The sequence below is a fragment of the Streptomyces sp. NPDC026589 genome (genome assembly GCF_040638385.1).
Taxonomy (GTDB): Bacteria; Actinomycetota; Actinomycetes; order Streptomycetales; family Streptomycetaceae; genus Streptomyces.
The window spans coordinates 158,815-181,569 of record NZ_JBEZYG010000011.1; the positions used below are offsets into that span (position 1 = coordinate 158,815).

The 22,755-nt window shown below is 68.3% G+C and carries 16 protein-coding genes; 4 read left to right on the forward strand and 12 right to left on the reverse strand.

Features of this window, described 5'->3' with window-relative positions:
• Positions 1–10: 10 nt before the first annotated feature.
• Positions 11–913, reverse strand: coding sequence for a radical SAM protein (locus AB0F29_RS20545; RefSeq protein WP_361873931.1), 903 nt, complete (start codon positions 911–913; stop codon positions 11–13).
• Between the two features lie 105 nt (positions 914–1,018).
• The gene (locus AB0F29_RS20550) at positions 1,019–1,711 is read right to left on the reverse strand and encodes a haloacid dehalogenase-like hydrolase (protein ID WP_361873933.1); all 693 of its coding nucleotides are present in this window, start codon (positions 1,709–1,711) and stop codon (positions 1,019–1,021) included.
• 96 nt (positions 1,712–1,807) lie between these two features.
• On the opposite strand from AB0F29_RS20550, the gene AB0F29_RS20555 reads away from it, so the two are divergent.
• Together AB0F29_RS20555 and AB0F29_RS20560 are read left to right on the forward strand one after the other, a co-directional pair.
• On the forward strand, positions 1,808–2,581 hold the full coding sequence (locus AB0F29_RS20555) for an XRE family transcriptional regulator (RefSeq protein WP_361873935.1): 774 nt from the start codon (positions 1,808–1,810) through the stop codon (positions 2,579–2,581).
• Positions 2,568–3,035, forward strand: a complete 468-nt coding sequence (locus AB0F29_RS20560) for an NUDIX domain-containing protein (protein WP_018489396.1) — start codon at positions 2,568–2,570, stop codon at positions 3,033–3,035. Before AB0F29_RS20555 ends, AB0F29_RS20560 begins: the two co-directional genes overlap by 14 nt.
• Here the strand turns inward: AB0F29_RS20560 and AB0F29_RS20565 are convergent.
• Complete coding sequence (locus tag AB0F29_RS20565; protein ID WP_361873937.1) at positions 3,023–3,586, reverse strand: HD domain-containing protein; 564 nt, start codon at positions 3,584–3,586, stop codon at positions 3,023–3,025. The genes AB0F29_RS20560 and AB0F29_RS20565 overlap by 13 nt on opposite strands.
• A 219-nt stretch (positions 3,587–3,805) precedes the next feature.
• On the opposite strand from AB0F29_RS20565, the gene AB0F29_RS20570 reads away from it, so the two are divergent.
• On the forward strand, positions 3,806–6,886 hold the full coding sequence (locus tag AB0F29_RS20570) for an N-6 DNA methylase (RefSeq protein WP_361873939.1): 3,081 nt from the start codon (positions 3,806–3,808) through the stop codon (positions 6,884–6,886).
• 137 nt (positions 6,887–7,023) lie between these two features.
• Here AB0F29_RS20570 and AB0F29_RS20575 read toward each other — a convergent pair whose 3' ends face one another.
• Both AB0F29_RS20575 and AB0F29_RS20580 read right to left on the reverse strand, forming a co-directional pair.
• Positions 7,024–7,464 (reverse strand): hypothetical protein, encoded by a 441-nt coding sequence (locus AB0F29_RS20575; RefSeq protein ID WP_361873941.1) that lies wholly within the window; start codon positions 7,462–7,464, stop codon positions 7,024–7,026.
• The gene (locus AB0F29_RS20580; protein ID WP_079191127.1) at positions 7,464–8,081 is read right to left on the reverse strand and encodes a DUF433 domain-containing protein; all 618 of its coding nucleotides are present in this window, start codon (positions 8,079–8,081) and stop codon (positions 7,464–7,466) included. The genes AB0F29_RS20575 and AB0F29_RS20580 overlap by 1 nt, the downstream gene beginning before the upstream one ends.
• A 418-nt stretch (positions 8,082–8,499) precedes the next feature.
• Between AB0F29_RS20580 and AB0F29_RS20585 the strand changes: the two genes are divergently transcribed.
• A complete protein-coding gene (locus AB0F29_RS20585; protein WP_361873943.1) occupies positions 8,500–8,640 on the forward strand; it encodes a hypothetical protein in 141 nt (46 codons plus the stop codon).
• 192 nt (positions 8,641–8,832) lie between these two features.
• On the opposite strand, the gene AB0F29_RS20590 is transcribed toward AB0F29_RS20585, so the two are convergent.
• From AB0F29_RS20590 to AB0F29_RS20620, 7 genes are all read right to left on the reverse strand, one after another.
• Positions 8,833–10,041 carry a cytochrome P450 gene (locus tag AB0F29_RS20590; protein WP_361873944.1) on the reverse strand — a complete coding sequence of 403 codons (1,209 nt, stop codon included), beginning with the start codon at positions 10,039–10,041 and terminating at the stop codon, positions 8,833–8,835.
• A gap of 212 nt (positions 10,042–10,253) precedes the next feature.
• Positions 10,254–12,026: a fatty acyl-AMP ligase gene (locus AB0F29_RS20595; protein WP_361873946.1), complete on the reverse strand. Its 1,773-nt coding sequence runs from the start codon at positions 12,024–12,026 to the stop codon at positions 10,254–10,256.
• A 3-nt stretch (positions 12,027–12,029) separates the two neighbouring features.
• Complete coding sequence (locus tag AB0F29_RS20600) at positions 12,030–17,936, reverse strand: amino acid adenylation domain-containing protein (protein ID WP_361873948.1); 5,907 nt, start codon at positions 17,934–17,936, stop codon at positions 12,030–12,032.
• Positions 17,933–21,106 carry an amino acid adenylation domain-containing protein gene (locus AB0F29_RS20605; RefSeq protein WP_361873950.1) on the reverse strand — a complete coding sequence of 1,058 codons (3,174 nt, stop codon included), beginning with the start codon at positions 21,104–21,106 and terminating at the stop codon, positions 17,933–17,935. The genes AB0F29_RS20600 and AB0F29_RS20605 overlap by 4 nt, the downstream gene beginning before the upstream one ends.
• Positions 21,107–21,210: 104 nt before the next feature.
• A complete protein-coding gene (locus AB0F29_RS20610; protein WP_361873952.1) occupies positions 21,211–21,465 on the reverse strand; it encodes a hypothetical protein in 255 nt (84 codons plus the stop codon).
• Positions 21,462–21,701 carry an MbtH family NRPS accessory protein gene (locus tag AB0F29_RS20615; RefSeq protein WP_361873954.1) on the reverse strand — a complete coding sequence of 80 codons (240 nt, stop codon included), beginning with the start codon at positions 21,699–21,701 and terminating at the stop codon, positions 21,462–21,464. Before AB0F29_RS20615 ends, AB0F29_RS20610 begins: the two co-directional genes overlap by 4 nt.
• Before the next feature lie 12 nt (positions 21,702–21,713).
• The gene (locus AB0F29_RS20620; protein ID WP_361873956.1) at positions 21,714–22,658 is read right to left on the reverse strand and encodes a TauD/TfdA family dioxygenase; all 945 of its coding nucleotides are present in this window, start codon (positions 22,656–22,658) and stop codon (positions 21,714–21,716) included.
• Positions 22,659–22,755: the final 97 nt, after the last annotated feature.

A 22,755-nucleotide genomic window follows, 5' to 3' on the forward strand; every position in this document is an offset into this window, starting at 1 on the left:
ACGCGGGTGATCAGGCACGTCCGTACACCACGTCCGGAACCGCGAGGGTGAGCTCGTCGACGGACGAGGGCTTGTGGACGATGCGTCCTGCCGCCTTCTCGTACCAGAAGGCGTGCGCGTCCTTGCCCACGGCCTTGCAGGACATGGTCAGCGCACCGCGCGGGTCGACCTCGATGCGGTCGATCTCGCGAGGGCCGTCGGAGGGGGCGCACACCTGCGGGGCGCCGTCCTCGGAGAGGTCCTCGTCGACGATCACCTCCAAGGGCAGATCGGCTGACGCCAGATCGTCCCGGAGCCGGCCGTAGGCGGAAGGGGAGGTGACCAGCAGTTCGGGGCGGTCGGCGGCGTTGCCGACCGGCCGCAGGTGATGGAGCTTGAGTTGCCGGACCCCGAGTTCCGCCAAGGCCCTTCCGAGGGGCAGGACTTCGGCGATGTTCCGCGAGGTGACGGTCATGGTCGCACCGGTCGGGACGCCGAGATCCCGAGCCAGCCGGAGCGCCTCCAGGGCGCTCTTGTAGCTGCCCTGCTTTCGGATGCCGTCGTTGGTCGACCCGATGCCCTCCAGCGAAACCCTGAGCAGGTCCAGGGAGGGGGCGATCTCGGTCAGACGGCGCTCGATCCGGTACCCGTTGGTGCAGATCTCGACGCGCAGGCCCAGTTCCTCCTTGGCGTGGCGGACGACCTGCGCGAGGTCCCGGTGGACGAAGGGCTCTCCGCCGAGCAGGGTCACGGCCTCGGTGCCGTACTCGTCCCGCATCAGGGTGAGGAGATCCGCGGCTTCGTCGACGGTGAAGGCGTCGGCGTACTGGAGCCGCTTGCCGTGGAAGCAGTGCAGGCACGTGAAGTTGCAGCGGTAGAGCAGCTGCAGGTACAGCATGCGGATCTTCTTGATCCCGGTGACTTCCTCGATCACGTCGGCTCCTTCGGCTGGTTGCCTGGTGGGAGCCTGATAGTGGCCTTCTGCTCGGGGACCTCGACACCGCGTTCGGGGACGGTCCAAGGACGTCCTGGGACGTTTTCAGTGACCTGCGAAGGACTCCAGGATGCCGAGGACACGCTTCGTGTCCGACAGGTCGGGCAGGACTTCGACGGCTCCGGCGGCGGTCAGTTCCTCCTGGGTGTGGATGCCGGAGGCGACGGCGAAGACGCCGGAGCCTGTGGTCAGAGCCGCCTCCACGTCACGAGGGGTATCCCCGACGAGGACGGTGGGGATGTCGGCCGCAACACCATGAAGCCGTTGCGCGCGCTCGCGGGCGACAGCGACCAGGTGGGGGCGGAGTTCGGCGTCCGCTCCGTAGGCGCCGACCGGCAGATCAAGCAGGGAGTCGAGACCGAACGCGGCGAGCTTCACACGGGCGTTGGCGGAGATGTTGCCGGTGAGCACGGAGGAGACCCAACCGGTCTGAGCCGAGGCGGATTTCAAGGCGTCGTGCACACCGGGCAGGGCGGCCCCGCGCCTGCGCAGCTCCTCCAGGCGCGCCTCCCCTGCCTGGGCGAGCGCCGTCTCGACGAAGGGCCAGTCGGGCACGGGTAGCCCTTCGCGGACGAACATGTCGCGCATGATCAGCCGATCCGTACGCCCCTCAGTGCGCGCAGGCTCCGTGGGCTCCCGACCTGAGAGGGCACGAAAGGCAGCGGCGTAGATCTCCTTGCTGACCCCCGCGTTCTCAATGAGGGTGTGGTCGATGTCCCACAGGACGAAGAGCTCCATGCCGCCAGAGTAGGCAGTCCGCGAGGTTCTACTACAGCGGACTGCGTCCCAAAACGTCCTTGCGCGATCACGCGCCGTGCCGATTCGATGGCTGCTGTGAACAACCGACTGGGTACCGTGCTCGGCCAACGCGGCGTCTCGCCCGATGCACTCGCCGAGATCTGCGAGGTAGATCCAAAGACGGTCAGCCGATGGCTGGGCGGACGGATTCCCCATGCACGGCACCGCTTCCGCGTCGCGCGACACCTGCGCGTCGAAGAGACCTTTCTCTGGCCCGAGCCGTCCAAGCGCCCAGGCCGGCCGAAGGACGGGTTAGGCACCGAGCTGGTCGGCACCTACCAGAACCGAGCCAGCGTGCCCCGGGACGTATGGCTCGCACTATTGCGAGAAGCGCGGCACGAGATCGGCGTCCTCGTCTTCTCCGGCACCTTCTTCGCCCAGTCCAACCCCCACGTCGCCAAGATGCTCTCCGAACGCGCCGCCGACGGCGTCCGGGTTCGCCTCTGCTTCGGCGACCCCGACGGGCAGGCAGTCGCCGTACGCGGCCGCGAGGAGGGAATCGGCGACACCCTCGCCGCCAAGATCCGCGCCTCACTGACGTACTACCGCCCGCTGTTGGGCGAGGCCGGGTGCGGCGTACGACTCCACGACACCACCCTCTACACGTCCATGTTCCGTTACGACGACAACCTGCTCGTCAACCCGCACATTTGGGGTCAACCGGCAAGCGCTAACCCCCTCCTGCACCTCAAGAGGGCGGGCGATACAGGGTGGTTCGACAACTACGCTGAAAGCTTCGACGCCGTCTGGGCCGCCGCGAGGCAATGGGCACCCGACCAGGAGAGGACCGCCGACCATGGGCAGGACTGAGTACTACAACGACCCGTCTGCCCCGAAGGCGAACACCCTTATCCCTGCCAGCAACCTGCTCGTCGCCGACGAGACGGGCGCCATCCTCCTTCAGCGGCGCCGCGACACCGGCCAGTGGGCTCTCCCCGGCGGAGCCCAGGACATCGGCGAGACCGCGGCCGAGTGCGCGGTGCGCGAGTGCCTGGAAGAGACCGGGATCATCGCGGAGCTCACCGGGTTCCTCGGCGTCTACACCAACCCGAACCACATCGTCGCGTACACCGATGGCGAGATCCGCCAGCAGTACGAGAACACCTATATCGGCCGGCCCGTCGGCGGAGTTCCCACGATCAACGACGAGGCCGACGGCGTCCGCTTCGTTCAACCGGCCGACCTCGACCAGTACGACATCCACCCGAGCATGCGCCAGCAGATCGGGGACTACCTCGCCGGCACCTACCCCTACCTCGGCTGAGCCGTCATGGCTGCTTCCACTCGCTCCACGGAGGAGAAGATCTCCGGGGCCGCCCGGCGGATGAACCGCCCGACCACGCTGTCGTCCCCGTAGCGGCTGCGGATCTCCGCGACCCGGTCCTGCGCGGTGGTTCGGTCGCCGTCAGGCGTGGTCGTCATGTCGCAGTACACGAGGGCGTCCACCAGCAGCGGCTCATCCAGCGAGGGGAACTCGCTCGCCAGCTCCTCCTGCAGCCCCCGCTCCGCGGCTTCCACAAGCGCGAACGAGTGGTTCGCGACCAGCCGCACCAGCCGCTCGTTGGCCCTGTGCTTGTCACGGAGGAACCGGGCTCCGTCCAGCGGGTGGAAACCGGTCACTGCGAGCCGGGGTGCGTACCCGACGTCATGCAGCGTGGCAGCAGCGAGGAGCAGGCCAGCGTCTACGCCGAGGACCGGACACACTTCAGTCGCGCGCTCAACCACTCCTTGTGTATGTGCCCACCGTCGTGGAAGTGGACCGCTGAGTTCGGTTTGTGCTAGTTCCATCGCCCACTTACCGAACATGTCATCCATGTCAGCGTTCGTGCCCAGGGCGCCACTCGCTCATGCCCCATAGGTAACGAGGCCCAGCGGGTTGAAGCCAGATAGGCCGGTATGGCCTGGTATGAGTCTAGGGCGATGCTGCGGCACGCGAGTGGGGCTGTGCCAGCAGGCGTAGCTGCACGACAATGGTCGACGGGACCAGAAGTCCCTCGCTTACCTGCAGACCCTGATGCTCTTGGAGCTCTCGCCGTGACGCTCTCCGTACCTCCCTCGCCCACCGCGCTTGAAACAGTGTTCAAGCGGGTCATCGAGCGCAAGGCTGTCCGCGCTGAAGCGACACTACAGGCGGACATCCGCCAGTTCCTGCTGGATGCGGATCTCAATCTAGGCGAGCATGATCTCCTAACTCCCGTGCTGGAAGCGCAGGTGGGCGGCGGTACCGGTCACCGCATCGATATTGAGATGGGCGCGACCGTCATAGAGGTCAAGAAGGACATCAGCCGTCCAAAGATCCGCAAGGACGCGGTGGCGCAGCTGGCGAAGTACGTGCGGGCCCGTACCGAGCAGCGCGAGCGGCGACACGTCGGAATTCTCACAGACGGCGCTGACTGGCGTGCCTACACGCTGGTCAACAACGAGCTGAACGAGGTGAACCATTTCGTTGCGCAGGATCGCAATGTCAAGCCGCTGGACCTGGTCCGTTGGCTCGAAGGTGTTTTGGCGACGTCCGAGGGCGCGGCACCCACGCCGGATGCCATCGCGACCCGCCTTGGAGCGGACAGCGTCGCCCACTCCATCGACAAGGCGGTACTGACCGCGCTGTATGAGGAAAACAAGAGCCTGCCGACCGTTCAGCTGAAGCGCGATCTGTGGTCGCGGCTGCTGCGCAGCGCACTGGGCGCTCAGTTCGAGGACAGCGACGATCTGTTCATCGAGCACACGCTCCTCGTGAATACCGCCTCGATCATCGCCCACGCGGTGATGGGCATCGACGTGAAGGACACCCCGCCAGCCTCACTAGTCAACGGTCAGCTGTTCACGCAGGCGAGGATTTCGGGTGTTGTGGAGTCGGATTTCTTCGGCTGGCCGCTGGAGATTGAAGGCGGCGAGGGGTTCGTCCAAGACCTCTCTCGTCGCCTCTCCGGCTTTGATTGGTCAAGAGTCGAGCACGACGTACTGAAGGTTTTGTACGAGTCGGTGATTGCCGCCGAGACCCGTAAGAAGCAGGGGGAGTACTACACGCCGGACTGGCTGGCGGAAGCGACGGTGACCGAGGCGGTCCCCGATCCGCTGAACCTGCGGATCATGGATCCGTCGTGCGGTTCCGGCACGTTTCTTTTCCACGGCGTCCGCCGCTACCTGGCCGCCGCACAGGACGCCGGGTTGCCATTGCGCGAAGCATTGGACAGCCTGCACGACCACGTTGCTGGCATCGATCTCCACCCCGTCGCGGTGGCACTGGCCCGCGTCACCTACCTCCTCGCCATCGGCCGCGAGACACTCACGTCGGAGGAGCGCGGCCCAATAAGCGTCCCCGTCTACCTGGGTGACAGCGTTCAGTGGGACCAGCGCACAGACCTCATCGACCATGGCCATCTCGTCATCCAGACCGGCACGGGCAACCAGCTCTTCGCCAACGAATTGCGCTTCTCCGAAGCATTGCTGCAGGACGCCAGTCGCTTCGACGCGATTGTGAACGAGCTCGCAGATAAGGCGGCCGACCCACACCGGACCCAAGGAAAGCTGCCCTCCCTCGTTGCCCTCTTCAATCGGCACGGGGTCTCCGACGCGGATGACCGGGATGAGCTGACGGAGAACTTCCGCGTCCTGTGCGACCTGGTCGACGAGGGCCGCAACCACATCTGGTCCTACTACGTCCGCAACCTGGCCCGCCCCATGTGGCTGTCGCGCGCTGAGAATCGCGTAGACGTACTCATCGGCAACCCGCCCTGGCTCTCCTATCGACATATGTCGGCCGACATGCAGAAAACCTTCAAGGAAATGATGCAGGCCCGCGGCTTGTGGCGGGGCTTCGAGGTAGCCACCCACCAAGACCTCTCTGGGCTGTTCATCGCCCGCGCCGTTCAGCAGTATCTACGCGAGGACGGCTCCTTTGCCTTCGTCGTTCCCAACCCGGTCCTGGACCGTCCTTATTGGCTCGGCTTCCGCAGCGGGGACTGGGCTGACCCTGACCACCCCGTCAAGGTCAACTTCACCGGTTCCTGGGACCTGCGCCGACTGCGACCGCACTTCTTTCCCCGCGGTGCCGCCGTCATCTTCGGTCGCCGTCGCCCCCTCGCTATCGGACAACGAGGCAACAGCGCCGTCCCACTGCCCAAGCAGACCGAGATCTGGACCGGGAAGATTTCCAAGAGCGCTGCTCCCTGGGAACACGCCAAGGGCTGGATCGCCCGGAAGGCAGGTGAGTTGCGCTATCCCAAGGAAGGTCTGATCAGCTCGCCATACCGGAGCCGGTTCGGGCAAGGGGCTACGGTTGTCCCCAAGGTCCTCTTCTTCGTCAAGGAGCAGGCCGCCAATCCCCTCGGCCTCGGAGGCGGCCGGGTGTCAGTGCGCTCTCAGCGGAGCACTCTGGAGAAGAAGCCCTGGAAGGAACTTCCCGACCGGGAAGGATCGGTTGAGAAGCAGTTTGTCCGGCCCGTCCTGCTCGGCGAGCATGTCGTCCCCTATCGGATTCTGGGCGCCGATAGGGCTGTCCTGCCCATCGAGGGAACGAGGACCCTCATGGACGGCGAGCATGACCATCTCGACCGATACCCGGACCTGGCGAAATGGTGGCGCGACGCCGAACGACTCTGGGATGACAACCGTTCCAGTGAACGGCTCTCGCTGACAGAGAGGCTTGACTTCCGTAGGGGACTGACAGACCAGCTTCCCAGCGCCCCCCTACGGGTGGTGTACGGCGCATCCGGAATGCACGTGTCCGCTGCGCTGGTGGACGACCCGAACGCGGTTATTGAGCACGTCCTGTACTGGGCTGCGGTCGCCACGAGGCAGGAGGGCATGTACCTCCTTGCGCTACTCAACGCCCCGCGCCTTACCGAAACCGTGCGCCCGCTGATGTCCTACGGCAAGGACGAGCGGCACATCGACAAGGCCGTATGGGAGCTTCCCATCCCGGACTTCGATCCGACCGACGCCAAGCACGTACGAATCGCGGAGATCGGTGAGGCGGAGGCCCAGCGGATCGCGGAGCTGAAGTTCGAGGGCGGTAGGAGCTATATCCAGATCCGGCGGGCCCTGCGCGACTTTCTCCTCAGCTCGACCGACGCCGAAGAGCTGGATCAACTGATTACCGAACTAATCGGCTGAAACCGCTGGCCTTCGCTCCTTCGTCCCTCCACCGCCCTCAGGCGGTGGAGGGACGAAGGGGTACTTGTCCGGCCCTGGGGCGGGCGGTCGTCGTGGCCTCGTGCCGCGTCTGGCATGTGAGGGAAGGCGTCCTTCGTCTAGCGTGGCCAATAGGGCGGCGGCGAGACGGACGGGTTCACAAGCTCGAAGCGGTGCTTGCTTGCTGGGTTCAGGCCCTTGATGTGAATCAGCTGCTGTATATCTGCTTCGTTGAGCTCGCCGACGATCAAGGGCATGGCTGCTACCACCGCGCCCATAGACAGGCCAAGACCGGCCATGCCCTTGTGCGCCTGGCTGAAGCGGATGTGGTGCATTCCCGACTTCTTGATGGCCTCCGTCTCCGACGGATCCTCCAGCTGTCGGGCGTCCCTGGTCAGGAAAGTGTCGAAGCCTTTTCTCGCAGCATCGGGGAGAAGCGCGAGATCCTTCTTGCCCGCCCATTTGATCTCGCTGACGTGCTTTACCTCATGTCCGGGCAGGATTCGTCTGAGCATCTCCAGCACCTGCACGGGGACGTTCTCATCGACGAGGATCCACATCAGGCAGTGCGCGCTCCCGTGCTGTAGCTGTCCACGTAGAGCGCGAAGGAAGCAGCGTCACGTGCTGCGTCAGCGGTAACGCCGGGGTAGTAGTCGGCGATCTCCTCCGGGGGGATGCCGTCCTCGATCAGCTCCGCGACGGAGTCGAAAGGGGTCCTTGTGCCCGTAATCACGGGCTGCCCGCCCTGAGTTTCGGGGTCGACAGTGACGTGCTGCTTCGGCTGGAGAAGGTGGGGGACGACGACGCCGGCTCGGGGAGCGAACTCTTCGAGGATGTCGGCCATGGTGGCGATCACCCGTTGCCCAGGACGTTTGACCAGATCGGTGCCGTGGTCATCATGACCTGCAAGGACGATCGAGTCGCCCTCGGCTACCAGGGAGTAACTGGACAGGTGCTCGACCTCCCCGATCCTTCTCAGGGTGGCCAGGGCTACGCGAATCTTCTGGAGTGATACGTCCTGGCGAAGGTGGGCGAACGCACGCAGCGCGAGTACGTCCCGGAAGGAGTACAGGGCCGGCCTGGCTGCCAGCCCGGGCTGAAGTATCGGCCCGTTGCCGCGGTCTTGTCTCCACGTGCGCAGTTGTCCGACTGTCGCTCCCGAGAGGGCGGCAGCCATGCGGGTCGAGTACGCCATCCGCTGCCTCCCATCCTGGTCGCGTGCTGTGGGGTGCCATCATCCCAGTTCTCCGAGCGGGAACGCTACAGAACGACGAGAGCCCGGATGCTCCAGATCTTCAGCGGCGAACCGGTGAAATGTCCAGCGTGCGTGAGCCGTGCGTGAGCGGACAGGTTGGCACGGGCCGGACCGGACGAGCACGTGCCTCTCGATCTCACGCCGCTGACCAGCAAAAACAGGACCCAGTGCCACGGCTTGGCATCTACCGTCACGATCTTGCAGGCCCTCGTAATGCGTAGGTCTCGGGTTCGAATCCCGAAGGCGGCTCAGTGAAGGCCCAGGACAGAGCGACTCTGACCTGGGCCTTTGTGTTTTTCATGATGGATCCAGAGGGGTAGCGCGATCCGCTCGGAGGGCCATGACCGTCGCCAGTCGCGTGGTGCGCGTCAGCGAAGTCCGTGCCACACCCGAGGGCTCCCACGTCCGCGGCCACGTGATCTTCGCCTGCGCCCGCCCCGCGACCGACGATCCCTCCGACCGCAGTCCGGAGGGATCGTGAACCTTCAGAGCATGTAGAGCCGATCCCCCGCGTCTCGGCTACGGCAGGCAGCCTTCCTCTCCCCTGATCCCGGTGGGCTCGACCCTGATCTTCGTCGTATGCCTGCTCACGGTTGTGGGCGGACCCACCGGAGCGAAGCGAGGCGCGGCTCGGCCTGAACGTGGCGGTCCTGAGGTGTGAGTGGCTGAAGTGCTATGTCCGTCCTTTCGGCTGTACGCGGACGGACGTGAGGGTGCGTCCGACCCCGGGGAGCCACTGAGGCGCCTCGTCCGGTGAGGTGAGCTCCATGTGGGGGAGCCGCCGCAGGAGCGACTCGAAGGCGATGTGTGCCTCCAGACGTGCCAGGGCCGCGCCCAGGCAGTAGTGCATGCCATGGCCGAAGGCCAGATGGGGATTGTCCGCGCGGTCCAGATCGGGCGTATTCGGATCCGCGAACCGCAGAACGTCCCGGTTGCCCGCCCCGTACACGACTTGCACCGGTTCACCGGCCTGCAGCTGGACGCCGCCGAGCTCCACGGGTTCCAGCGTGAAGCGCAGCATGCCGACATCGACCGGGCCGCAGTAGCGCAGGAACTCCTCGACGGCCCGCGGGATGCGCGTGGGGTCGGCTCGCAGTGCCGCGGCGCGTTCGGGCTTTCGCAGCAGGAGGTACATCCCCTCCGAGACCAGGCTGGAGGTGGTTTCCAGGCCGGCCAGGAGGATGCTGAGGGACAGGGCGACCAGCTCCTCGTTGCTCAGCCGTCCCGATCCGTCGTCGCGCACCGTGATCAGCTCGGACAGGAGGTCGTCGCCGCCTTCCTTGCGCTTCGTCTCGATGAGGGCGCTGATGTAGCGGATGAGTCCGCGCGCGCTGTCGACCACGACGGCCCGCTGGGGGGTGGCCATCCCCTTGGCCCACACCTCCCAATGCTTGTGGTCCTCGGTCGGTACGCCCAGCAGCTCGCAGATCACCTGAAGGGACAGAGGGTGCGTGAAGTCGTCGATGAGATCGACTTCACCGTGGCTCGCGGCCAGGCCATCGATGAGGGCGTCGGTGATCTGTTGCACGCGGGGTCGCAGCGCGTTGACCCGGCGAGGGGTGAAGCCCCGTGAGACGAGTCGGCGCAGCCGGGTGTGGTCAGGGGGATCGCTCGTCCCCAGTGTGTAGAGGAGGTACCGCTGCACGTCGGGCGGGAGGCCGGTCGCCGACTCGACGTTGAGTCGTGTCTGCTTGTTCGGGTCGATGCTGAAGAGGGGGTCGGTGAGCACGGTGCTGATCTCGTCATGGCCGGTCACCACGTGCAGAGGTGTCCCGTCCAGGTAGCGAGCCGGCCGCACCGCCGGTCCCAGGCGCAGCGCCTCGAAGGCGGCCTCACGGTCGGTCGCGTACAGGACCTCGGCGAGTTCCAGCTCCATCTGCATTCCCCCTCGTGTATTCGCACCCCGGGCGACCCGGAGTCGGCACATGGCCTCTGACTGGTGATGGTGAAGCCTGGTCGGCGCCGCGTTCTCCCTGCGGGCCGTCCTGAGATTCCCGGTTGTCCGGCGGGAACCATGTGGCCTCAGCCGAAGTGAACGCCTGTTTCAGCCTTGCGACTTCAGGCGCGGAATCCTCCACTGGCGGACTCCTCGGATCAGAGCCAGGCATCGAGCCCGCCACTGAGATAGAGCCGCCGGGTCTCGCCGCGCTGGACCTTTCCGCTCGTGGTCCGCGGGAGGCGGCCCGGGTTGAGGAGCACGACGTCGCTCAGCCCGACCTGGTGTTCCTCGGCCACCTCACGGCGCACCGCCAGCACCACATCGCGGCGTGCCGGTGTGTCCGCTGTTCCGGCCGGTTCCGTCGTGCGGCGCCGCTGCGCCATCTCGGCCACGGCGATCACCCGCGTCTCCTCCTCACCCGGAACCATGAACACCGCCGCCACGGCGGCATTGACGGCCGGGTGGCTCGCGGTCACGGTCAGCTCGACGTCGTGCGGGTAGATGTTGCGCCCGTCGACGATGATCAGATCGTCCGCGCGTCCCGTGACGTAGAGCTGACCGTCCCGCAGGAAGCCGAGATCGCCGGTCCGCAGGAAGGCGTCTTCTTCCCCGCGCAGCACCCCGCCGAACGCGGACCGGGTGGCCTCCGGGTTGCGCCAGTAACTCCGGGCCACGTTCGCACCCGCCAGCCAGATCTCGCCCACACGCTCGGGCGAGCACGGCTGTCCGGTCTCCCGGTCGACGATCCGGAGGATGGCGTTTCCGGGTGGGCGACCGCAGGAGACTACGCTCCGGGCCGGCCGGCCGTCCTCGGCCTCGCGTGCCAGCCCTTGCTGTTCCAGCGCCTCCACGTCGAGACGGGCGACCTCGTGGGTGCCGTGCGTACCGGTCGCGAAGACGTTGGCCTCGGCAAGCCCGTAACTCGGCATGAACACGGACGTACGGAAGCCGTGGGGGGCGAAGGCCTGGGTGAACCGGGCCAGCGTCGAGGAGCGGACGGGCTCGGCGCCGCAGATGGCCACCTCCCAGCTGCTCAGGTCGAGGCCGGCCCGGTCGGCCGGCGCGATCCGGTCCACACACAGGTCGAAGGCGAAGTTGGGGCCCGTGGTCATCTGGGCCCGGTAGGACGACATCACCTCCAGCCACCGCGCCGGGCGCATCAGGAAGGTGGTGGGGGACATCAGGACGCAGCGGCCGCCGACGAGAACCGGGAAGATCAGGGTGGCCAGGCCCATGTCGTGGAAAGGCGGCAGCCAGGTGACGCTGGTGAAGTCGGAGCCGTTGCCGGAGAGCCAGGTGTGCCGTGCGAGGCTGCCCGTAAGTCCGGCGAAGTTGTCCGTCACGTTGCTCTGGGTCAGCACGACCCCTTTGGGGTCGCTCGTCGACCCCGACGTGTACTGCAGCAGCGCCACCGTCTCCGCCGTGCTCAGCGGGTCCTGCCACTTGTCGGCGAGTTCCGTTGCGACGGCCGGCACGCCGATCGCCCTCGCGGCGGTACCCAGGGATCCGTCCTCGGCCTCGGCGGTGTCCTTGGACGTGGTGAGGATCACGGACGGGGCGGCGTCCTTCACGATCTGCCGGAGCCGGTGTTCCTGCCGCCGGTTGCTGAACGGCGAGTCCGGATACGGCACGGGGACCGCGATGACGCCTGCGAAGGAGCAGGCGAAGAAGGCCGTGATGAAGTCCAGCCCGGGCGGCAGGAACACCAGGGCCCGTTCCCCGGGCCGACTGGTCTGCTGGATATCCGCAGCCACGGCTCTCACACGCCGTTCGAATGCGCCATAGGTGATGCTCGCGCGTTCGCTGCCGTCCTGCGCCAGCTCCGTGTACACGACCCGGGCGGGTGAGGCGGCAGCCTGGTGGCGCAGCACCCCGGTGAGGGTGTCGCCGTAGGGGTGCCGGTGGACCGGGGGAGTGGTGGACGTCATCTCTCATCCCTCCTGGGCCGTGACGGCGGGCGATTCGGGCCTTGCGGTGAGGGCGTCGACCAGTTCGACGAACCGGAGCTGCATCCGCCTGACCGTTGCCTCGTCGAAGAGTTCGGCGTCGTACTCCCAGAACGCGTCGATGCCCGCACGGTCCTCCCGTAGTCGGACGGTCAGGTCGAACCGGCTGGTGTCGGCGATGTCGACCACGAACGGTTCGACCTCCAGGCCGGGCAGGCCCTCCTGGTGCCGAGGTGTGTTGTCCAGTGTGAGCTTCAGCTGGAAGAGCGGGCTCTGATTGCTTCCGCGCCGTGGGTTCAGCGCCTTGACGACGTCCTCGAAGGGCAGGTCCTGGTGGGCGTAGGCGTCCACGGTGAGGGCCTTCGTCCGCCGCAGCAGCTCCCGCCAGGTGGGTTCGCCGGACAGATCGCCTCGCAGGACCACCTGGTTGACGAAGAACCCGATCAGATTCTCCACGGCGGCGTCCGAGCGGCCGGCGACATCCGCACCCACGACGATGTCCGTCCCTCCGGTCGACTCGGCCAGCAATGTGTGGGTGACGGCCAGGAACGCCATGAAGAGGGTGACGTCCTCCTCCTTGCACAGCGCCCGCAACCGGTCCGCCACCGCTGCGTCGATCCGGAACGGCAGAGACCCGCCCCGGTGGGTGGCGCCGGCCGGCCGGGGACGGTCCAGGGGCACGGTGGGGAGGGACAGGATCCCGTCCAGCTGCGTTTGCCAGTAGGAGAGCATGCGGTCGTACTGACCGCCGTCGCGCAGCGAGCGCTGCCACACCGCATAGTCCGCGTACTGCACGGGGAGCGCGGCCGGTTCCTGCGTACGGCCCTCGCACAGGGCCGCATAGCACTCCGTGATCTCCCGCATGAGCAGCCCCACCGACCAACCGTCCAGCACGATGTGATGGGCCGTCAGCACCAGGACGTGTTCGTCTGCGGCGAGCCGGAGCAGACTCACCCGCACGACCGGTGGGTGCGCCAGGTCGATCCGCTGGTCGTACTGCTCATGGGCGAGCCGCAGCGCAACCTGCTCGCGCGTGTCGTCCGGAAGCCCGGTGAGGTCCAGGACGGGCAGAGTGACAGGGGCCGGAGGCATGACCATCTGGTAGGGGACACCTTCGTCCGACCTGATGAGGGTGCGCAGCACCTCGTGCCGGCCCGTCACCTGGTTAAGGGCGTGCTCCAGATGACCGATGTGCAGCACACCGGTCAGCAGCAGATAGGTACCGTAGTTGTACTGCCTGCTGTCGGGAGCCAGTTGGGTGACGAACCACATGCGTTCCTGCGCGAAGGAGGGCACCGTCCGCTCGGCGCGCGGCACCGGTACCAGCGGGGGCAGGGCCGAGGTCTCAGGAGAGGGAACCGTCCCCCCCAGTCCGTCCAGCATCCGGCCGAGGTCACGCAGGACCGGTGTCTCGAAGGGGGCGCGGATGGGCACGCCGGTCCCGAACTCCTCGCGGAGCCGGGAGACCAACTGGAAGCTGAGCAGCGAGTGACCTCCGAGGTCGAAGAAGTCGGAGTCGGACCTGATACCGTCGCGGCCGAGTATCTCGGTCCAGATCCGGGCGATCCGTACCTCGGTGGGGGTCAGCGGCTCCACCGCGGGCGCCGGACCGGTCGTCGTTCCGATCGCCAGGGCCAGGTCCTGCCGCAGCTCGGCCCGGTCGACCTTGCCGTTCCGGGTGAGTGGGAACCGCGGCAGCGGCAGGAAGCGAGTAGGAACAAGAGCAGGCGGGAGGACCTCCCGCAACCTTGACTCGACCGCCGAGAGCCGTACCGCGCTCCTGGCTTGCCACAGCGGATCGTTGGCCGTGGTCCGCTGCGCCGGGACCCTGCCGGTGACGGGCGCCGGGGCCGGACTGACGGTCCGCTCGCCGGCCGGCCGGCCCAGCACGACGTCGAAGCTGCCGTCGACGCTCCCGGTGTCCCAGGTCACCCTGGCCTTGACCCCGTACCGTTCGGCGAGCTCCCACAGGTCCTCGGGATGCACTCCCGGTTCCCCCGCGGCGTCTTCGGCGCGGGCGCGGACCTCCTCCACGGGGGCCTGCGGGAGTGCGTCGGCAAGGGCGTCACGGAAGGCGATCGCCGTACGGGTACGGGCGTTCGGCACGCCGGAGAACGCGAGCACGCCATCGGTGGGCCAGCCCTCGGACAGCTGCTTCTCCAGTGCCGTCAGGTCCATTCCGGCCGCACCCCAGTCGGTGCCCGCCGCAGGCGGCCGGGGAGCGCCGTCGACGGTGAGTACGACGTCGTACCGGAACGCGCTGAGTTCGTTGTCGTACCGCCCCCTCTTCGGCAGGACGCTGACCCCGGTGATCCGCGGCAGTGTCCCGCGCAGATCCTGGAAGAAGCCCGGTTCCAGGCAGAGTTCGGGTTCCAGCGCGATCTGGCGTCGCAGTTCCGCCCGCAACCGGCCGGCCTTGGTGCCGGGCTGGGCGCGGTGGGCGAGGACCGACGCGTGGAAGGCGTCCAGGAGCCCGAGGCTTCTGACGTCGCCGACGAACACCCGGCCGCCCTCGGACAGCGCGGACACCGCCTCTGCCAGCACCTCGCGCAGATAGTCGGCCGACGGGAAATACTGGACAACGGAGTTGAGGATGACGGTGTCGTACCGCCGCCCCGCCTGGATGCTCTCGTGCGCGGGTGCCGCGGTGAGCGACACCGTGCCGTCGGCAATCGGGACGGCGGGGACGACCGTGTCCCGCACGTACCGGATGGCCGGTGCGGACTGGTCGGTGCCGTGGAACGTCTCGCAGGCCGGGGCGACGCGGGAGAGGACCATGCCGGTTCCGCAGCCGATCTCCAGGGCGTGCCTGGGTTCCAGCGCCGTGATCCGGGCCACCGTCGAGTCCAGCCACTCCGACATCTCCGGCGGATCGATGGGGCCGCCCGTGTAGCTGCTGGTCCACCCGGCGAGGTTGAACGACGGGTCGGCGTCCGGGGAAGTACCGAGGTCCGCGTAGGTGTCCTGGTACAAGTCGCGCCAGCGGTCCAAGAGGCCGTCGGCCGAGTCGCCGCCGTCCGCCGTGGCGGGATCCGCGGGGGCAATCTCGAGGAACGCCACGAGTTCCGCGTTACCGGGAGCACGCCGGTCCACGTCCACGAGCGCCTGTCGTACGCCGGGCAGGGCCGACAACACGGACGTGACCTCGCCGAGCTCGATCCGGTGGCCTCGGATCTTCACCTGGTCGTCCAGACGGCCGAGGTACTCCAGCGAACCATCCTGCAGGACGCGGGCCAGGTCGCCCGTCTTGTAGAGGCGGGCTCCGGAGTCTCCCCCGAAGGGGTCCGGGACGAACCGTTCGGCCGTCAGCCCGGGGCGCTTCCAGTAACCGTACGAGACGCCGGCTCCGCCCACATGGAGCTCGCCGGGCGCACCCACGGGAACCGGGTTCATATGGGGGTCGAGAACATACAGCTGCGTGTGGTGGATCGGCCGTCCGATGGGAATGGTCCCCAAGGGCGTTGTCCGGCCGTCGTCCTCGTGCGCCGCGCAGGCGACAGCGGTCTCGGTGGGGCCGTATTCGTTGAACAGGCGGCGAATCGTTCCGCCTGCCCGCCAGGCCGCGATCTGCTCCTCACGCAGTTCCTCGCCGCCGATCACCGCGATGTGCGACCAGGGCCCGCCCCGGTTCGGGTCCGCGGTGTCCTCGAGCAACTTGAGGTGGGACGGCGTCAGCTTGACGAAACTCAGGCCCCGCGCGGATTCCGCCGAACGCACCAGCGCCTCGCCCGGAGCCCCCTCCTCGTCGAGCAGGATCAGGCGCTGGCCGCGCAGCAGCGGAGCGAACAGGCTGGTGACCGTCAGGTCGAATCCGATCGAGGAGTGGACGGGCACCCCGCTGCCCCCGGCCGTGCCGAAGGTGTCAGCGGCCCAGAGAAGATAGTTGGCGACCTGCCGGTGGGAGAGCACCGCGGCCTTGGGAACGCCGGTGGAACCGGACGTATAGATCAGGTACATGACGTCCGCGTCGTGGCCCGCCGCCGTCGGCGCGGGCTCCGCGTCAGGCGAAGTCCGCGCCCCCGGCGTGACGGCCGACAGCGCCGCCGCAGCCACGGCCGGCACCCCGGCCAGGGTCTCCTCGCCGGCGTCCGTCACCACCAGGACGGCCCCGCTGTCCTGGAGCATCTGCTCCGTACGCGCCGTCGGATGGCCGGGATCGACCGGCAGGTAGGCGGCACCCGCCTTGAGGATGCCGAGGAGCGCCGCGACGAGTGCCGGCGAACGCCGCATCCGGACCGCGGCGGTCGTCCCGCCGCGCACGCCCAACTCCGCGAGGCGGGTGGCCGCACGGTCGGAGGCGGCGTCCAGTTCCGCGTACGTCATCTCCCCGAGATCGCAGGACACGGCGACGGCGTCCGGGGTGCGCCGGGCCTGTTCACCGAACAGCCGGTGAACCCGCATGTCGGCCGGACGGTCCGCCTCTGCCCCGTACAGACCGGCGGCGATGCCCCCGGTGGTGCCGGGAGAGGTCATCGGCAGCGTTGCCAGCGGTGCGGCCGGGTCCGCCAGCACTCCGTCCACGAGCACACGCAGCGACTCCAGGACGCGTTCCGCGGTCACTCCGTCGAACAAGTCCACCGCGTGGATCAGCTGACAGTCGAGGCCCTCGGCGCCGTCCCAGACATTGAGGTCGAGATCGAAACGGGCCGCATCCAGGTCCAGCGTCAGCGGGGAGAGCGTGAGCCCGCCCACCGTGTCGACGGGCTCGGGGGTGTTGTGCAGCGTGAAGTTCACCTGGTACAGCGGGTTGCGGCCGAGGTCACGCTCCGGATGCAGCCGCTGGGCCAGTAGATCCAGCGGCATGTCCTGGTGGTCGTACGCCGCCAGGCAGGTCTCGCGCACCTGTCCCAGGAACTCGCCGAACGGCAGCCGCGGGTCGACCTCGGACCGCAGCGCCACCGAGTTCGCGAAGAACCCGACGAGATTCTGCAGGTGGTTGCCGCGGCGGGCGGCTACCGGGGTTCCCACGACGATGTCCTGCTGGCCGCTGTAGCGGCTAAGTGTTGTCTGGAACGCGGCGAGGAGGACCATGAAAAGGGTGCAGCCCGACCGCGTGGCCAGGTCGGCAAGGCCGTCGCGGACCGACGGGGGAAGGAGCACACGCACGCTCGCGCCGACGGTGCTGGGCCGTGCCGGACGCCGCCGGTCCAGCGGCAGGGACAGCAGCTCGGGGGCGCCGGCCAGGCGGTCCACCCAGTAGTCCAGCTGGGCCTTGGCCTCGTCGCTCTCGACCCACTCCCGCTGCCACAGCGCGTACTCGGCGTAGTCCGGGCCCAGCGGAGCGAGCGCTGCCGCCCTCCCGCTCGAGCGGGCCTCGTAGCAGTGGGCCACGTCCTGGACGAACACACTGATCGACCAGCCGTCGAACACGGCATGGTGGAAGGTCAGGAGCAGCACCGCCTCCTGTTCGGCGACCAGGAGCAGGCGAAAGCGCACCAACGGCCCGGTCGCCAGGTTGAAGGGGGCCTGTTGTTCGAGCCCGGCCAGCCGGATGCTCTCGGCGCGCGCCGCATCCGGCCCGAGCCCGGTGAGGTCGGTCACGGGGAGCTCGCGAGGGGTGGGCGCGTCGATCTGCTGGACCACCTCCCCGTCGCGGACGGGGAGGCTGGTGCGCAGGACGGCCTGCCGGACCAGTACGTCGTTCAGGGCCCCTTCCAGGGCCACGGGGTCGAGTGGCCCGGTCAGACGGCAGGACATCGGGCTGTTGTAGGCCGCGCTCTCAGGCGTGAGTTCCTGGAGGAAGGCCAGACGGCGCTGAGTGAAGGAGGCCGGGAGTGCCTCGTCGGGCTTCCTGAGGGCGGCCGTCGGGATACCGCGCTCCCACAGGAGTTCACGGAGCTCGGCGCGCTTGCCGACGGGCAGCGAAGCGATGCGGTCGGTCAGATCGTTCACTGGGGTTCCCTCGTGTGTGTGGCGTCTCCGTCATTGGCGGAGAGCCGGCTCAACTCGGCGGCGAGCGCATCGAGCCGGCTGTCCGCCGCCGGGGCCGGGCCGGCGGCGACGAGCGGTGCCAGTTCGGCGATGGTGGGGCGGTCGAAGAGGTTCCGCAAACCGAGATCGACACCCAGCCGTGTGCGTACGGCGATGACGGCGCGGCTGGCGAGCAGGGAGTGACCGCCGATCGCGAAGAAGTCGTCGTGCACGCCGAACCCCTGGATCTCCAGCAGCTCGGACCAGATCTGCCAGAGGGCGCGCTCGGTCGCGTTCCGCGGCGGGGTCACGGCCGCCGGCCGGTCCTCGGCAGCCTCCAGTCCGGGGAGAGCGCCGGCGTCGAGCTTGCCGCTGGACGTGACCGGGAGCGTGTCGAGGATGACGAAGTGATTGGGTATCAGATGAGCGGGCAGGCGTGTGCCGAGCTCGGAGCGCAGAGCGGCCGGATCCGCCGATCGGAGGCCCTGCGGGACCAGGTAGGCGACCAGACGCTTGTCCCCGGAGACATCCACGACCTGCACCGATGCTTCCGCGACCTGGCCGGTCGCGGCGAGAGCGGCCTCGATCTCGCCGGGTTCGATGCGGTACCCGCGGATCTTGACCTGGTTGTCCACCCGCCCCAGGAACTCCATTTCGCCCGTGGGCAGACGCCGGACCAGGTCCCCGGTCCGGTACAGCCGCTCACCGGGCATGTCGGGGAACGGGTGGGGGACGAACCGTTCGGCGGTCAGTTCCGGCCGGCCGGCGTATCCGCGGGCGAGGCCCGAGCCACCGACGTAGAGCTCGCCGGGCGCCCCGATGGGAAGCGGGCGGAGACCGGCGTCCAGGACATGCAGGGTCGTGTTCGTGACGGCCGTGCCGATGGGGATGTTCGCCAAGGGTTCCGGCGGCGTCCGGATCAGGTGGCACGCGGAGAAGGTGGTGTTCTCGGAAGGCCCGTACCCGTTGAGGAGGTGCTGCGGAGCGCCCTGTTCCATGAGCCGCCGGGTAACCGCGGGGTTCATCACCTCCCCGACGACGAAAAGGAAACGGAGCGAGGCCATGGCCGTGGCATCGGTCTCCACCACGCGGTTGAACAGCATGCCGGTCAGACAGAGCGTCGTGGGGCGGTGGGTCCGCACGGCGGCTATGACCTCGTCCGGCCCGAGCGGCTCGGCACCGGGGAGTACGACCAGTTTCGCGCCGTTGCAGAGAGCTCCCCACACCTCCAGCGTGGTGATGTCGAACGACGGGTCGCCGAGGTGCACCAGGACGTCTTCCGGGCCCAGTGACACGTAGTCGGTGTCCCGGATGAGCCGGGCGACGGCTCTGTGGGGTACAGCGACCCCCTTGGGGCGGCCGGTGGATCCGGAGGTGAAGACGATGTTCGCCAGCCCGTCGGGATCGCTGTGCCGGCGCGGCCCGGCGACGTGCACAGCGTCAGGGGAACGGAGGGCCACAGCAGGGATGCCCGAGGCGGCCGGCCAGCCGGGCGGATCACCCTCGTACAGCACGGCGGCCGTTCCGACGTCCTCGGCCATCAGCCGGAGCCGGTCGTCGGGGTAGCGGGGGTCCAGTACGAGGTAGCAGGCGCCGGCCTTCAGCACTCCCAGCATGGCGGCCACCATGGCGGCCGAACGGTGCAGGTGGACACCGACGGGGCGGTCCGGGGAGACGCTCGCTGTCCGCAGCGACTCGGCGATGCCGTCCGACCACCGGTCGAGATCCGCGTAGGTCCACTGTCCCGTGCCGTCCTGGAGCGCGACGGCCGTGGGACGTTCGAGCGCTCGGTCCCGGAACAGTCCGTCGATGGTCGGCGGACCGGTCTGCGGGCGCGCGGTGCGGTTCCACCCGGCGATCTTCCGGAGGTGCTCGGGAGGGGTGAGGGAAACGGAGCCGACGGGCCGGTCGGGGCCCTCGGCCACGGCGCGAAGGGCCTGGAGCCACATCTCGGCCTGGGCCGCGGCCGTCTCGGCGCCCCAGGCACCGGACCGCAGGCTCACCTGGCCGCTCAGCGTTTCCCCGGTGGGGGTCTCGACCGTCCAGGTGAGACTGGCGCCGGGGTCCCGGTGAGCCAGGGCCGGTATCCGGCTGAGCGCTCCCTCGAAGTGCGGCAGGGGAGGGGCCGGGAGCATGCGGAACGCGATGTCGCCCGCGCCGGCGAAGTGCTCGGCTTCCTCGACGGCGGTGTCCAGGACGTGGTGCCGGGAAACGGCCCGGTGCTTCTCGACCTCTCGGCGCAGCTCCGCGACGCGCCGGACGAGAGCACGGAAGGATTCGTTCCGGTCGATACGCAATCGCAGGGGGAGCACGTCGGTGTACGGGCCGATCGTGCTCCGGGACACGGGGTCGGCGGGAGCGGCGCAGTGCAGCAGGACATCCCCCTCCGGTCCCGCGAACGGCGCAGCCGCGAGGTACACCGCGGTCAGCAGATGATCGGAGAGATCGACACCGTCCGCGGAGGCGAGGCCGCGCAGGCGGGCCACCAGGCCGGGCTCGAGCCGGAACGGGATCGCCCGGACGGGACCGAGGGCGGGCTCGTCCGGGGCCGCGTGCCGTGCCGGAGCCAGGGGCGAGAAGTCCGTCTGACCTCCACGCCGTAACTCTGCTGCGGAGGGGCCGGGTGAGCCGTGCGTGAGGCGTCCCTCGCCGGACGGCCCGGAGTCGGCCGGCAGGGGCGGAAGGGACCGGCCCGCGTCGGCGTAGGCCACCGACAGGTCGCGGGCCAGCACGGCGACCGATTCCTCATCGGCGATCAGGGAGTGCAGGACGATCTGCAGGATGTACCGCTCCTGCCCGGTCCGTACGAGCCTGGCCCGGACGAGTGGTGCCCGGTCCGGCGCGAAGGGGCTCCTGCGGTCCTCGTCGAGCAGACGCGCGAGATCCTCCTCGGCGCCGTCGGCACGGAATCGCTCGCGCAGGTCGGTCAGGACCAGCGGACAGGTGACACCGACCGGTGCCGTCCGCAGCCGGAGCTTGCCCTCGACACCCTCGAAGGCGGCGCGCAGGAAGGCATGCCGGCCTACGCAGGCGTTGAGTGCCTGCTCGACAGCGACGGGGTCCAGGGCGCCCTCGACCTCGACGGTCAGGCAGGGGTGCCCGATCTGATCGCTGGCACTTCGGTCGGGCAGCCAGGTGTGTTCCTGGGACAAGGGCAGAGGGCGATGGGTCCCCAGCAAGGGTCCGCTTCCTTCGGGTCGGTGGGCAGGGAGGGCCGCGTAGGGGCGAAGCGTCCGACAGCCGGAACGCCCAGGGGTCAGAGGGGCGTTGCGAGGTTCGCGCTGCCGGTGAAGCCCAGGGAATCGGTGCAGAACGCTTCCCACGGCGGGTTCACCGTGTCCCACAGCACCTCTGCCTCGGTGTTGACCGGACTGCGCACCACGGTGAAGTCGTCCCAGAGGAAGACCACCTCGTCCGGGTCCAGGCCGGAGGCGGCCTCGGCCGCGTGATCGGACCATCCCTCGAACGCGTGCAGCCGGCCCAGGGGATAGGCCCTGCAGTAGGCCTTCACTGGGCGGAGCCTTCGGCCCGCGACTCCTGTTCGGCCATGCGGCGGCGCAGGCTGAGCGGCCGCATGTCGGTCCAGACCCGCCCGATGTGCGCGAGGCACTCGGCCTTGGGGCCGCTGACGCCCACATCTGACCAGCCGGGGGCGTTCTCCTTGCCGAGCGGCCAGACGGAGAACTGCTCCTCGTGGTTCACGACCACCTTGTACGGGGTGTGGTCGCTCGTTGCGTCGGTTGTCATGGGACGCCCCTCCTATCGCAGGTCGCTGGATGGCTCGGCCATGGCGACGGCAACGACGCGCGGGCCGGTGAACGGCTCACGGCCGTGGGCGGTGAGCATGTTGTCGACGAGGACGACGTCGTCCTTGCGGTAGTCGAAGCGGGTGGAAGCGCTCCGGTAGGAATCCCGCACATGGTCGAGCACCGAACCGGGGATCGGTGCTCCGTCGCCGTAGTAGGTATTGCTGGGGAGGTTTTCCTCACCGCACATCTCCAGCAATCCGTGCTGGACGACCGCCGGGAGCGTGGAGACGTGGAAAACCGTCGCATGGTTGAACCAGACAGCGTCCCCGGTAACCGGGTGACGGTGCACGGCATCCCGCACGGCTTTCGTACGGAGTCGGTGAGGACCGAGCCATTCGACGGCAATCCCATTTCGGGCGCACTGCTGTTCCACGGCTTCCCGGCTGTTCGTTCCGAAGACCTCCTGCCAGGGAAGTCCGAGTGCATCCGAGTAGTTGCGGACGACCAGCCACTTGCGCCGGATGAACTCGGCGCGCACGTCGGGGTGGATGAGGTCGTGGATTCTCCGGGTGTCGGCGAGGGGCGTGGCGCCGAGGGTGGTGGGCGGCTGCGCGCAGTGGAAGAACAGCAGTCTTGGCCATACGGCCTGGTAGGAGTTCTCGTTGTGCAAGAAGATTTCCTCGCCGGCGGGGTACTCCGTCGAGGTGTAGACGTGGCCGTGGATGGGCTTCCTCGGCGAGGAGCGTTCGGTGTAGTCGAGAGGCGCCGAGCCGGCGAACTGCCGCACGACGGCGTCCAGCCCTTTCGCACCGCCGACGGCGAAACCACGGAGGAGAATCGCTCCGTGTTTGTGCAGTGCCGTTCGCAGAGCGTCCCTCTCCCGCCCCACATACTCGGCGAGCGGCACGGGAGCATCCGCTTCGATGACATGAGCAAGGGTGGTATTGGCGTTCATGGGCAGGTCCGCCTTTTCGCGGGAGCGAACGCTGCCCCTAATAAGGGCTGTGGCATCGGAATAACCCCTGAAGGAGTGTTGGTAAACCGAGGACGAT